This is a genomic window from Paraflavitalea pollutisoli (assembly GCF_029360705.1).
Classification (GTDB): Bacteria; Bacteroidota; Bacteroidia; order Chitinophagales; family Chitinophagaceae; genus Paraflavitalea; species Paraflavitalea pollutisoli.
On the sequence record NZ_JARKMX010000003.1, the window covers coordinates 77,439 to 90,439 of the forward strand.

The window sequence follows — 13,001 nt, forward strand, 5'->3', positions numbered from 1 at the left end:
CATGATACCTGCCCATTTTTTGGCATACCCAAACCGTACAAGCCCCAATCGCGTATCTATGTAGGATTTTTTGCCCTCATGACGAGGTAAATCAATGAATTGTGCAAATGTAAGGATTAGAACAGGTTTACCCGGTCGGAAGCAATATTTTCGTAACAAAAATCGTTAATCACAGTTAGTTTTTGGTTAGCCGAAATGGCTCATTTTCAGTGTTCCAGCTGAATGGCTAACCGGGTACGATCAGCCGATATCCTTAATGAAATACCTTGTAAATGAAATTGCTTATTCTGAAAATTGGATCAATGAAGAGAGCTTCATGTGTTGTCGTTACCCTTGCAATAGCTTGTTTGGCACAGCAAACCGCTACTGCTCAATTTCGGAAATATTCCAATGAATTTATGAACATCGGTGCCGGTGCACGTGGTCTTTCCATGGGTAGTGCACAGGTGGCCAGCGTACACGATGGTACTGCAGGATATTGGAATCCGGCCGGTCTGGTACATGTAAAAGACCAGCCCCAGTTAAACTTAATGCATGCCGAATATTTCGCCGGCATTGGCAAATATGACTACGGTAGCCTGGCGATTCCGCTCAAAGACAATAAACGGGTACTGGCCTTGTCCCTATTGCGCTTTGCCGTCGATGACATCCCCAATACTATATTCCTTGTCGAAGCAGACGGCACGATCAACTATAACAATATCACCAGTTTTTCTTCGGCCGACTATGCCTTTTTACTCTCCTATGCGCAGTCGATCAAATTAAACAATGCTGAGAAAAGCCTGAGTATCGGTGGTAATGCCAAAGTGATTCACCGCAAAGCCGGTGATTTCGCGACCGGATGGGGCTTTGGCTTTGATCTGGGTGTGCAGTACAAGAGTAAGCGCCTGCAATTGGGCGCTACGTTGCGTGATGTGACCACCACTTTCAACGCCTGGACGTTCAACCTCAATGAGCGGGAGCGAGAGGTTTTCTTCCAAACCAAAAACGAGATACCCGTAAAATCGACTGAATTGACCGCGCCCCGGTTGATCCTCGCAGGCGGCTACAATTTCAAGATCAGCCGTGCCCTGTCGTTGCTGGCAGAGGCCAATCTCGACGTTACTTTCGATGGCAAACGCAACACGGTGTGGGGTTCCGATGTCATGAGCATTGATCCCAAACTGGGTCTGGAGCTGGCATGGAAGGAGATCTTCTTTGTTCGTGGAGGGATCAACAACTTCCAGCGTGGCCTCGATGACAATGACATCACCAATCAAAAGAAGGTCTGGATTTACCAACCCAGTGTAGGAGCCGGTTTCCGGATCTCCGACGTACAGATCGATTATGCATTCACCAACCTGGCCAATCAATCGAATCCGCTTTATACCCACGTGTTTTCTCTAAAGCTTGACCTGAAGAAAAAGCAAGCGAAGAAAAAATAACCGAATACCTACTGAAAACCTTGAAATAACCAAGATATGAAGAGAATTTATACCCTGTTGTTAATGCTGGCTGGCTTGTCGGGCATGGCTCAGTCATATAACAACGAATGGATAAAGTTCAATCAAACCTATTATAAATTCAAGGTAGGAACCGAAGGGTTACTGCGTATTTCTCAAGCCACGCTCAATGCAGCCGGGCTGGGAGGCACTGCGGTACAGAACCTTGAGTTGTGGCGGAATGGGGAAAAAGTTCCTTTTTATACCACTGTCCCTACCGGCCCTTTGCCTGGCAACGGTTACATCGAATTCTGGGCGAAACCCAACGATGGCAAACCAGACAAAGCCATGTACCTGGATCCCCTCTACCAACACACCGATCATTATAGTCTTGTTACTGATACAGCCGTTTATTTCCTGAGTGCCAATACCGATCAATCGGGCATCCGGTACCAGGATGTGGTCAATAACGTAACTGGACCGGTGCCCCCGGTAGAGCCCTACTTCATGTATACGGCGGGCAATTACTTAAAAGCCAAACTTAACCAGGGGTTTGCCGTTGACCTGAAAGAATACCTGTATTCATCTTCCTTTGATAAGGGCGAATACTGGTCGAGCAGTGATATCAATCCATCAACCAACTTTGTAGCCTCCTTTACCGATCTCAAGGTCTACAGCGGAGGTCCGGATGCTACGCTGCGTTATGGAGCCAGCGGAAATTCGCTGAACAGTCGTAGTGTACGGGTTGCTTTGAATGGAAATACCGTACGCGAAGATGTCATGGATTACTTCAATGATGTTGTCACCAATATATCGATACCCTCTGTGCAGCTAGCCTCCAATAATGTAGATGTAAAAATTACCAATGCCAGTGCCGTGAGCACCGACCGGATGGTGGTATCGCATGTTGAACTCACTTATGCGCGTCAATTCAGGTTTGGCAATGCCAGAAATTTCAGTTTCAAACTACCTGCCAGGGCAGCAGGCTATTTCTTGAATATCAAAGAATTCGATTATGGTAGCACGCCTCCTGTGCTATATGACAGGGCACTCGGCGAAAGGTATGTAGCAGACATTACTACGACACCCGGCTCCATACTTTTCGCACTGCCAGGTTCAGCCGTGCAACGTGACCTGGTATTGGTCAATGTCGAGGCTGGCAATATTGGCCAGGTCGCCGGACTTACACCTAAAACATTCATTGACTATACGAAGGCAGTTAATCAGGGAACCTATTTGATCATAACGCATCCTTCGTTGTTTATCGGTACTACTGGCAACAACCCGGTCAACGATTACAAGAATTACCGGGAGTCAGCGGCAGGCGGTGGTTACCGTGTGTTGATCGCAGATATCGATGAACTCGTTGACCAGTTTGCCTTCAGTATCCGGAAACACCCACTCTCAGTCCGGAACTTTATTCAATTTGCCAATGCGAAATTCCAGGTTCCGGTTAAAAACGTATTCCTGATCGGGCGGGGGATGACCTACTATGATTTTCGCCGGAATATCACAGATCCGGTACTCGACAAACTGAACATTATCCCCACCTTCGGCAATCCCGGTTCAGACAACCTGCTTAGTTCGGCCACGCCAGCTTCTTCCACACCAGTTATACCGATCGGGCGTTTGTCGGTAGTACACCCTCGCGAGATTGAAGATTACCTGGTTAAAGTGAAAGAATATGAGCAATTGCAGATGAATGCTCCACAAACCATTGCAGACAGGGCCTGGACGAAGAACGTGGTACAGGTAACTGGGAGTTCGGAAGCACACCTGGGAAGTGTATTGTGTAATTATATGGGTGCCTATAAACAGATGATCGAAGATGTCTCTTTTGGTGCAAAGGCTTACACATTTTGTAAGATCTCGGTAGGTAGTTCTGACCAGTTTGCCTCCGATCAGATAGCTCGTTTATTCAAAGAAGGTATTGGCTTTCTAAACTATTTCGGTCACTCTTCGGCTACCACCCTGGAGTTCAACCTCGACAATCCGCAGAATTACGAAAATGGAAATGGTAAGTATCCGGTATTCTTTGTGAATGGTTGTAATGCGGGTAACTTTTTTACCTATTATCCCGCACGATTTACCTCCAACGAAACATTGTCGGAAAAGTTCGTACTTGCCAAGCAAAAAGGAAGTATCGCGTTTGTGGCCAGTACGCACTTTGGTATCGTCAATTACCTGAATAACTACCTGGTCAATTTGTACAAAGGAATCTCTACCATTGATTACAATAAGACGTTGGGAGAAACACTGAAGGATGTTTTCGGCAAAATGCGTGAAGGACAGTATGCCGATGATTATTATTCCAGGATACATGCCGAGCAAATTACATTACATGGCGATCCGGCACTACGCCTGCAGGGGGAGTCAAAACCTGACTACGTTGTCGAGCAATCCTCTATCAAGGTTAATCCTGCTTTTATTTCCATCGCGGATAATTTTGTGCAGGTAAAATCGGTCTTCATGAACCTTGGCCGGGCTATTGCCGATTCTATTGTAATTCAGGTCAAGCAGCAGTATCCTACCGGGGCCAGTGAAGTCGTATACCGCCAAAAGCATGCAGGTATTAATTATAAAGATTCTCTGACTTTATTTCTGCCGATCATTGCTACCCGCGATAAAGGAAAACATACGCTGACCGTATCCATTGACGATGAATCGGTGATTGATGAGGTGACGAAGAGTAACAATATAGCCGTCACTACATTTGATGTATTTGAAGATGAGGCACGGCCGGCATATCCCTATAATTTTTCGATTGTAAATGATCCCGTCCAGAAATTGTATTCTTCAACAGCCAATCCATTTAGCCTCCGGAAAGATTATGTGATTGAAGTGGATACGACAGAAGGATTCAACTCCGCACAAAAAAAGAGCTCCACAGTATCAGCCACCGGCGGTGTCATTGAATACGATCCCCAATTGACCTATAAAGACAGTACTGTATACTACTGGCGAATTGCTCCCGTTCCTGCTAGTGGCGAAACCCTTAAATGGATCAATCAATCCTTTACTTACCTGAAAAATGTGGAAGGGTACGGCCAGTCACACTATTTCCAATTTGAGCGCGCAACAGCCGAACGTATGTACCTGGATACAGCTGATCGGATATGGAAATATGGCATGCGAAAGAACAAGGTATACATTAAGAACTGTATTTTCGGACCAGGATGTGATACTGAGCGGGAGTTTGTCGTGGCAGTAAACGACGCTGATGTAATGGCTAGCGCGTGCGTTGGTAACTCCCTGATCTTTCACGTGTTCGATTCTATCACCTTTAAACCCTGGAAAAACGTGGATGAGAACGGTGCCGACTTGCACAGGTTCGGCAGTGGCTCCGCCAGTTGTCAGAAGAACAGGAACTATAATTTTGAGTTTTCATATATGAATCCTGGCAGCCGCAAGCTGATGATGGATTTTATGGATAGCATTCCCAAAGGATCGTTTGTAATTGTGAAAAGCGTATTCCATGACAATCCCAATTCTTACGTGCAAACCTGGATGAAGGATACACTTATTTACGGCTCCAACAAATCATTGTACCACAAGTTGCTGGAGGCGGGATTTGTAGAAATCGACTCGATCAATTCGTCAAGAGCCTGGGCTTTTGTTTATAAGAAAGGAGATATGGACTATGTGCCCCGCTATGAATTTGGTAAATCGTTTAACGGCAAGGTGGGATTGACTGCAGAGTGTTACACGAAGGATACCCTGGGATTCGTTACTTCGCCTATGTTTGGCCCTGCTAAGAGCTGGGAATCGGTGCAGTGGGATGGGAAGTCGCTGGAACAACTTTCCGGCGACAGACCTTCGCTGGAAGTGATCGGTATCAGCAAAACCTATGCAGAAACGACTTTGTATACGTTGCAGAAGAATGACCGTAACTTAAGTCTTTCCTCCGTGGATGCCAATATGTATCCTTACATGAAGCTCAGGTTGCGGAACCTTGATTCTATCAGTGTAACGCCTTATCAATTGAAGTACTGGCATGTTAAATATAAACCGGCTCCGGAAGGTTCTTTCGCCGCCAACCTTTACTTGAAAACAAAAGACACCGTGGAGATAGGTGAGCCAATCAAGTTTGGAATCGCCTTTAAGAATATCAGCAAGTATAATTTCGACAGCCTGGATATCAAGGCTACTATAACAGATAAAGATAATGTGGCTCATGAGATCAAGATCGGAAAGCAAAAAAAGGTAGTGTCTGGAGATACACTGCTTATCAATCTTGAACTGCCGTCGAAAGAATATGTCGGCAATAATACGGTGTATATAGAGGTGAATCCGGACGGCGACGAGCCAGAGCAGTATCATTTCAATAATTTCATGTACAAGACCTTTTACGTGAAATCGGATAATTCGAATCCGCTGCTGGACGTAACCTTTGACGGTGTTCATATCCTCAACAGGGATATTGTATCCGCCAGGCCACATGTGCGGATCCAATTGAAAGATGAGGCGAAGCACATGCTATTGGATGATACGAGCCTTGTTTCGGTTCAGGTGCGTTATCCCGATCGGTCAACTCGTTTCTACAAATTTGACAATGATACTTTACGGTTCACGCCCGCGACCAACGGCAGCGACAACGCTGCAGTCATCGACTTTACCCCGGCCTTTATCAATCAGATCAAGCCTGAGGGCGATGAATATGAATTGATCGTAACCGGTAAAGACAAGAGCGGCAACAAGGCAGGGACTGAATACAGGGTAGCTTTCAAGGTCATTAACAAGGCCATGATCTCCAACCTGCTGAATTATCCAAATCCGTTCAGTACTTCTACGGCTTTCGTGTTTACGCTGACCGGTAGTGAGATACCACAAAACCTTAAGATCCAGGTGCTCACAGTAACCGGCAAAATCGTCCGGGAGATTACCATCAACGAATTGGGGCCGCTGCGGATCGGTAGAAATATTACCGAATTCAAGTGGGATGGAACGGATCAGTTTGGGCAAAAGCTCGCCAATGGCGTATATCTGTACCGTGTTGTAACGAGTCTCAACGGGAAGTCGCTCGATAAGTACAAGACCTCGACAGATAATACCGATAAGTTCTTTACCAACGGTTATGGTAAAATGTACCTCATGCGATAAAACAAACGTATATAACAAAGAAAGGCTGCCCCGGGCAGTCTTTCTTTGTTATGGAGCAGAAACGGTGGCATTTAGGACGCGGTTGCCAAGGGGGTAAATCCCGTTCACGCCCAACGAAATAGGAAAAAAAGGCATAATTTAGGCACCTGGCAAAATTGAACCAGGAAGCCGCGCATCCCGGCGATCGTTTACTTATGACTATACTAGGCATTTCGGCATTTTACCACGATTCAGCAGCTGCATTGGTTCAGGATGGTCAGATCATTGCTGCTGCTCAGGAGGAACGTTTTACAAGAAAGAAACATGACGCCTCCTTTCCCACCAACGCGATACGTTTTTGTCTGGAATATGCCGGTTGCTCCCTAAATGATCTCCACGCTATCGTGTTTTACGAAAAGCCCTTGCTGAAGTTTGAACGCTTATTGGAAAGCTATTACGCATTTGCACCGAAAGGGGTTAGGTCTTTTATAACTGCCATGCCTGTGTGGCTGAAAGAGAAGCTCTTTCTGAAAAGAGTTATTTGGGAAGAGTTGAGAAAGATTGGCGACATCGACAAGAAAAAAGTGAAATTGCTTTTTCCCGAACATCACCTTTCCCATGCGGCCAGCGCCTTTTACCCATCGCCTTATGAACGGGCTGCAATTTTAACGATCGATGGGGTAGGCGAATGGACGACCATTTCTATAGGCCTCGGGGAAGGCAATAAGATCAGTTTGCTCAAGGAAATCAATTTTCCGCATTCCCTTGGGCTTTTCTATTCAGCCTTTACCTACTACTGCGGATTCAAAGTGAATTCCGGCGAATATAAGTTGATGGGCCTGGCGCCCTACGGCAATCTTCATAGTGAATCTGTAAGCCGTTATAAAAGGGTTATTAAAGAGCAGTTGATAGATATCAAGCCAGATGGCTCGGTATTGCTGAATCAGCAATACTTTAGTTACGCCACTAGCTTACGCATGGTGAACGACGATCAATGGCGGCAGTTGTTTGGTTTTGCCAGGAGAGCTGACGGTCAGCCGCTGGAGCAGTGTCATTGTGACCTCGCCCTCGCCGCGCAGCAGGTTCTGGAAGAAGCTGTACTGAAGCTGGCAGCTGAAACAAAACGTTTAACCAATGCAGATTACCTTTGTATGGCTGGCGGAGTAGCCTTGAATTGTGTGGCCAACGGGAAACTGGATGCGCAAGGACTATACAAGGGTATCTTTATACAACCAGCTGCCGGCGATGCCGGCGGTGCATTGGGAGCCGCACTGGCAGGTCAGCATATTTATTTTGATCAGCAGCGAAGCCCTGCTGGTATAGACGCTTTGAAAGGGTCTTTCCTGGGCGGCGCATACAGTGATACACAAATACGTTCAGCACTTGCTAAACACCAGGCGGTATACGAGCATTTAGAGAAAGAGGAGGAATTGCTGTCAAAGGTAGCAGATGCGATTGCAGCAGGTAAAGTAGTGGGATGGCATCAGGGACGCATGGAATTTGGTCCACGGGCACTGGGTGCAAGAAGTATTCTGGCCGACGCCCGCGATCCGGACATGCAGAAAAAGCTAAACCTGAAGATCAAATTCCGCGAAGGGTTCAGGCCTTTTGCCCCGGTTGTACTGTTTGAAGAAGTAGAGCAGTATTTCGACCTCAAAACGGCTTCTCCCTACATGTTGCTGGTTAAGCCTGTAAAAAATAGCCAATCATTGCCCGCTATGCTGGGCGAGGGCCAGGCGATGCTCGATAAACTGTACTTCAAAAGAAGTGATCTCCCGGCTATCACGCATGTAGACTGCTCGGCCAGGATACAGACCGTGCATAAGGAGACCAATAGCAGGTTGTGGCATCTTTTACAGCACTTTAAACAGCAAACGGGATGTGCTGTATTGGTAAACACCAGTTTCAACGTACGGGGCGAACCAATTGTCAATTCACCGGAAGATGCGTACCGGTGCTTTATGAGAACGGATATGGATTGTCTGGTGATAGGTAATTTCCTTTTGTTCAAAAGTGATCAATTGCCCTGGACGGAAGCGGCCGATTGGAGGAAAACAATTGAAAGCGATTAAATCTTACGGCAGCACTTAAAAGTTGTGAATATGGATTTCTTAAAAGATATCTGGATGTTCCTGAAGGCAAGAAAGAAGTGGTGGTTGGCCCCCATCATCCTGATTCTTTTGTTGCTGGGTATATTGCTGGTAATTGGTGGCAGTTCTGCCATCGCTCCCTTTATCTATACATTGTTTTAGGTCATGGAAAAGAAAAAGCTGGAAACGATGCTTGTGCTGGTCACGACCAGTATTGTCCTTTACCTGATTTTCAGAAGATCGTATATACTCGTGGCCGGACTGGTGTTGGGCGCTGTGGGAGTTTTTTCTCCGGTTCTAGGCGGGGTGATTCATCGTGCCTGGACAGGTCTTTCGCATGTTTTGGGATTTGTGATGGGGAGGATAATGCTTGGCATTGTTTACTTTCTGTTTTTAGTACCGCTCTCGCTTATTGCCAGGGTGTTCCGGAAGAAGGGCGCCATGAAACTCAGCCAATCTGGCTCCAGCTATTTTACAGAACGGACGGTGACGTATACGAAGGAGACCATGGAACATCCATGGTGAGGTTTCATAATCAGTTAACCCAGCACTAATAATGTGGTTCCTGCGGCAAAAAACCTGGTGGCAGTTTTTGATCCTGGCAACACTTGCCCTGGGTCTCTATTGGCCACTGTTGGGGAACTATTTTGTCAACGATGATTTTATAGTTATAAAAAGGGTTTGTCTGGAAGGACAGATCCTTGTAAAGGGCTTTTTTCGCCCGCTTTCGGATCTTTCAATTTGGCTTACCTATAAACTTTTTGGCGCTCGCCCATTTTTCTTTTATCTCACCGGAATACTGTTTCATGCGCTGACTACCTTTCTTTTGTTGAAACTGTGTTTGCGCTGGGCATGGACGGCCGACGAACAACTGCAAAGAAGGTTTGCGTTGGTGACAGCCGCTTTGTTTTTTTGCTACCCCTTTCACAACGAAACAGTGGCTTGGATACTTGGCAGGGGAGCTGCTATGGCAGGCATATTCGCATTAACCGCCCTATGGGTGATGACCAGTAATTTGAACGAGTGGCGAAAAATGTGGTGGGTGTGTCTCTGCTTTTTTCTCGGACTGCTGGCCTATGAATCGATCATCGTACTACCGGCATGGATCCTGCTGTACCTGTTAACACAAGGGACACCTGCACGATCAGTTGTACGCTGGATCGTGGTACTGCTGGCTACCGCTGGTTTGCACCTGGTAATCCGCGTGGTATTATCGGGCAGCATCATCGGAGAATATGGCGAAGGAGTGCTTCAGTCGTCATTCTTGAACGGCCTGGGTCGTTCGCTCAAAGCCATGGGAAAAACTTTTTTACCACCGTCCGATAACAAGCTTCTGCTGCAGGGGGCATTTGTTGCCGTCATCATCCTACTGACATATAGCTTGGTTAGGTTTTTTCAAAGATATGCCCGGGAGAACAGGACAATAGTTTTCCTCCGGCTGCTTGTTGCGGGCTATGCGATCTCCCTCTTGATGCCGGCTTTGGCCGGAGTGAGTACCCGCACATCGGAAGGCGGGAGATTGTTGCTGATGCCCGCCATTTTTCTTTGTATGACGCTGAGTTTATTGTTGTTGAAAATGGTTCGCCCCGATTGGTTACAAATTACAGTGATCATTACGGCAATGGTTGCTGGCTGCATATTGTTGGAAATGGACAATTATCGATGGCAGCGGGCATCGGAATCGGTTCGGGAGGTGCTTGGTTTGCTCAAAAAGCATGAAGGGAAATCCTTACTGGTCGCCAACCTGCCGGAAGAGATCGATGGCGCTTATGTGTTTCGTGTAGGCTTTAAGGAAGCATTGCTCATTCACGGCATCGATACGGGAATGGTAAAGGTGGTATCGGTAGTAAAGCGGGATCAGGGTGTGCCGGCTGCATTTACCGTACAGGACAGGGTGCATTCATTGGATGGCAACTTGACGGGTAACTACTACCCACCGGTCGTTCTCTCCTGGGATGGCACGAAATGGGGAGAAGTTCCCTTTCAGGTTAATAATAAACAGTAAGTATGAAATGGTTTGGCGCATTCCTGTATCTCATCGTATGCTGCTTGTTACTGGAGGTAATCAAGTCTTTTGTCGCGAAGCAGGAGTATATCAGTAGCTATTTTGTAGGTACATTGCTGATCTGTTTGCAGTTTTTTTGTCTGCTTGGATTTGTATTGTTCCTGCTGGTTTCGTTCTTGATGAAAAAGATCCGGGGCAGGGGCAGTTGGGCGGTATCGCTGACCATTGTACTCGGATGTTTTGCGATCCTGGAGTTGGGGGCTGCATGGATGCTGAATCGGCCGTCGTCGATTCCTTCGTCGATGAAACCTGCCGTTTATTATTATTACGATCATTACAACACGCCATTGCCTCAATTTAATGTGGCCGCTGCTGTGTACAACAAGCAATTATTCTATACGTTGAGGCCAGATGCACAATTTCGGTACGCAAATCTCGAATTCGATAATCAATACCATACCAACAGCAAAGGGATAAGGGACCAGGAGGAAGCATTGATCAGGCCAGCCGTGATTTGCCTGGGCGATTCATATGCCATGGGATGGGGGGTAGAGCAAGCAGAAACTTATGCTCGCCATGTAGGGAAACTGAGTGGGCTGAGTACGCTGAACGCGGGCGTATCTTCCTATGGCACTGCCCGGGAAATGATCATGCTGGATCAACTGGATACAAGCACGCTTCAATTTCTGATCATTCAATACTGTTACAACGACCTGGGCGAAAACAAGGCTAGCATTGCCCACCAATATAAACTACCGATTTCGGGTGAAGGGAACTATGATACCCTGGTGGCACGGCAAAGATTATTGGATCGGTACTTTCCGGGGAAATATGGGTTGCTGCTAAGCCAGGTGGGCTTAAAGTATGCGGTAAACCACGTCAAGCCCATTTTTTCTATGCAACAGGAAAGAGCCAGTGGATTCGGCAATGAAAAAGAGCATGCCGCAGCATTTGTAGATATTCTTTACCACGCTCCACGTATCAATTTCCGTAAAGTAAAAGTACTGGTAACCCTGCTTGACAGCTATGATCACTTAAGCTGCCGGTTTCTCGACGAGGTAACGCGATTGGCTGCACAATCTCCCTATGCAGAACATTTCGGCGGCAATCTCCAGGTGGTGAACATGCACGGGTTACTACAACCGGATGATTTTTATGAGCTGGATCTTCACATCCGTGCCAGTGGGCACCAAAAAGTGGCGGAACGACTGTGGCAACAGATGTCTGGCAAATCATCCGATAGCCGGTGAAAAGCGGGCTATTCTTTGTACGTATTTCCCAATCATATCAAATTCGATATTGACGGTTGTACCCACAACGATAGATTGGATACTGGTGTTTTCGAATGTATAGGGAATAATAGCTACCGAAAATTCGTCTTCGGTCACGTTGAATAGGGTGAGGCTAATACCATTCAGACTGATAGAACCTTTTTCGATAACAAGGGTGGTGAAGGATGCCGGAAAACGGAACCGGAATTCCCAGCTGCCATTGCGGTCTTCCCGGCCGATACAGGTTGCTGTAGCGTCTACGTGGCCCTGCACGATATGACCGTCCAATCGGCCCTGGAAAGAAAGGCATCTTTCAAGATTGACCAGGTCGTTTGCCTGCCAGTCGCCAAGATTCGTCTTTTCGAGGGTTTCGGCGATCGCGGTCACCCGGTATTGATCGCCGCGAATTTCCTCAACCGTCAGACAGACACCGCTGTGTGACACGCTTTGGTCAATTTTTAATTCGTGAGAAAGTGGAGAGGATATCCAAAAAGTACGATTAGTTCCTTGTTGATCAATTGATTCGATCCGGCCTACTGCTTCAATGATTCCTGTAAACATGTAACAAAAGTCGGTTTTTAACGGGAAATCTTGTTCTGTTATAAAAATACTGTTATCTTCGCAGCCCCAAAAGCATTTAAAGGAGGTATATAATTATGCTGATTATCGATTCAAAAGATTGCGAAAATATTGACAAAGCGCTCAAGAAATACAAGAAGAAGTTTGAAAAAGCTAAAATCCTGTTGCAACTGAGAGAGCGTCAATCGTATACCAAGCCATCGGTCCGCCGTCGTGGCCAGGTGCTGAAAGCAATCTACAAGCAGAAGATTGCCAGTGGACAGATCGAAGGATAATTCGTTCATTCTGAATAGCATATTAAGTAGCTGCAAAGTTTTACACTTTGCGGCTATTTTTGTTATATAACGTCTTTCTGACTGGCGCATGATGCCGATAAGTTCCCCGATCGGCTAAAATAGAGGGCTGTTAATACCAAACAGCACTAATCATGGTCTTTTAGTTGAAACTTCCCTTGTCTCTTACATTTTGCTGCCTTGATCTAGTGCTCGAATGCTCCCTCAATAAGTCAGCCGAAGGTTGGGATAAACCATCTGCTGGTACCGGAAATAGCGGCTGA

At 46.5% G+C, this 13,001-nt stretch carries 9 protein-coding genes; 8 read left to right on the forward strand and 1 reads right to left on the reverse strand.

Going from position 1 to position 13,001, the window contains the following annotated elements; all coding sequences use genetic code 11:
• Positions 1-302 precede the first annotated feature (302 nt).
• The 7 genes from P2W70_RS08110 (at position 303) to P2W70_RS08140 (ending at position 11,845) form a co-directional block, all read left to right on the forward strand.
• Positions 303-1,424, forward strand: coding sequence for a putative type IX sorting system protein PorV2 (locus P2W70_RS08110; RefSeq protein ID WP_276480940.1), 1,122 nt, complete (start codon positions 303-305; stop codon positions 1,422-1,424).
• Positions 1,425-1,460: 36 nt separating this feature from the next.
• Positions 1,461-6,521: a putative type IX secretion system sortase PorU2 gene (gene porU2, locus P2W70_RS08115; protein WP_276480941.1), complete on the forward strand. Its 5,061-nt coding sequence runs from the start codon at positions 1,461-1,463 to the stop codon at positions 6,519-6,521.
• A gap of 194 nt (positions 6,522-6,715) precedes the next feature.
• Positions 6,716-8,572 carry a carbamoyltransferase family protein gene (locus tag P2W70_RS08120; RefSeq protein WP_276480942.1) on the forward strand — a complete coding sequence of 619 codons (1,857 nt, stop codon included), beginning with the start codon at positions 6,716-6,718 and terminating at the stop codon, positions 8,570-8,572.
• A gap of 30 nt (positions 8,573-8,602) precedes the next feature.
• On the forward strand, positions 8,603-8,752 hold the full coding sequence (locus tag P2W70_RS08125) for a DUF5989 family protein (protein WP_276480943.1): 150 nt from the start codon (positions 8,603-8,605) through the stop codon (positions 8,750-8,752).
• Positions 8,753-8,755: 3 nt separating this feature from the next.
• Positions 8,756-9,115 carry a hypothetical protein gene (locus tag P2W70_RS08130; RefSeq protein WP_276480944.1) on the forward strand — a complete coding sequence of 120 codons (360 nt, stop codon included), beginning with the start codon at positions 8,756-8,758 and terminating at the stop codon, positions 9,113-9,115.
• Positions 9,116-9,593: 478 nt separating this feature from the next.
• The gene (locus P2W70_RS08135) at positions 9,594-10,595 is read left to right on the forward strand and encodes a hypothetical protein (RefSeq protein WP_276480945.1); all 1,002 of its coding nucleotides are present in this window, start codon (positions 9,594-9,596) and stop codon (positions 10,593-10,595) included.
• A 2-nt stretch (positions 10,596-10,597) separates the two neighbouring features.
• Positions 10,598-11,845, forward strand: a complete 1,248-nt coding sequence (locus P2W70_RS08140) for an SGNH/GDSL hydrolase family protein (protein ID WP_276480946.1) — start codon at positions 10,598-10,600, stop codon at positions 11,843-11,845.
• Here P2W70_RS08140 and P2W70_RS08145 read toward each other — a convergent pair.
• Positions 11,828-12,427 carry a riboflavin synthase gene (locus tag P2W70_RS08145; protein WP_276480947.1) on the reverse strand — a complete coding sequence of 200 codons (600 nt, stop codon included), beginning with the start codon at positions 12,425-12,427 and terminating at the stop codon, positions 11,828-11,830. The two genes, P2W70_RS08140 and P2W70_RS08145, sit on opposite strands and share 18 nt — an antisense overlap.
• Positions 12,428-12,522: 95 nt before the next feature.
• Here P2W70_RS08145 and rpsU point away from each other — a divergent pair, with 95 nt between their 5' ends.
• Positions 12,523-12,720 carry a 30S ribosomal protein S21 gene (gene rpsU / locus P2W70_RS08150; protein ID WP_276480948.1) on the forward strand — a complete coding sequence of 66 codons (198 nt, stop codon included), beginning with the start codon at positions 12,523-12,525 and terminating at the stop codon, positions 12,718-12,720.
• The last annotated feature ends 281 nt before the right edge of the window (positions 12,721-13,001 follow it).

Bases quoted from the DNA above. Each gene is read 5' to 3' on its own strand.
- rpsU (WP_276480948.1), top strand. From the start codon at position 12,523: ATGCTGATTATCGATTCAAAAGATTGCGAAAATATTGACAAAGCGCTC.
- P2W70_RS08140 (WP_276480946.1), top strand. From the start codon at position 10,598: ATGAAATGGTTTGGCGCATTCCTGTATCTCATCGTATGCTGCTTGTTA.
- P2W70_RS08135 (WP_276480945.1), top strand. From the start codon at position 9,594: ATGACCAGTAATTTGAACGAGTGGCGAAAAATGTGGTGGGTGTGTCTC.
- porU2 (WP_276480941.1), top strand. From the start codon at position 1,461: ATGAAGAGAATTTATACCCTGTTGTTAATGCTGGCTGGCTTGTCGGGC.
- P2W70_RS08110 (WP_276480940.1), top strand. From the start codon at position 303: ATGAAGAGAGCTTCATGTGTTGTCGTTACCCTTGCAATAGCTTGTTTG.
- P2W70_RS08125 (WP_276480943.1), top strand. From the start codon at position 8,603: ATGGATTTCTTAAAAGATATCTGGATGTTCCTGAAGGCAAGAAAGAAG.
- P2W70_RS08130 (WP_276480944.1), top strand. From the start codon at position 8,756: ATGGAAAAGAAAAAGCTGGAAACGATGCTTGTGCTGGTCACGACCAGT.
- P2W70_RS08145 (WP_276480947.1), bottom strand. From the start codon at position 12,427: ATGTTTACAGGAATCATTGAAGCAGTAGGCCGGATCGAATCAATTGAT.
- P2W70_RS08120 (WP_276480942.1), top strand. From the start codon at position 6,716: ATGACTATACTAGGCATTTCGGCATTTTACCACGATTCAGCAGCTGCA.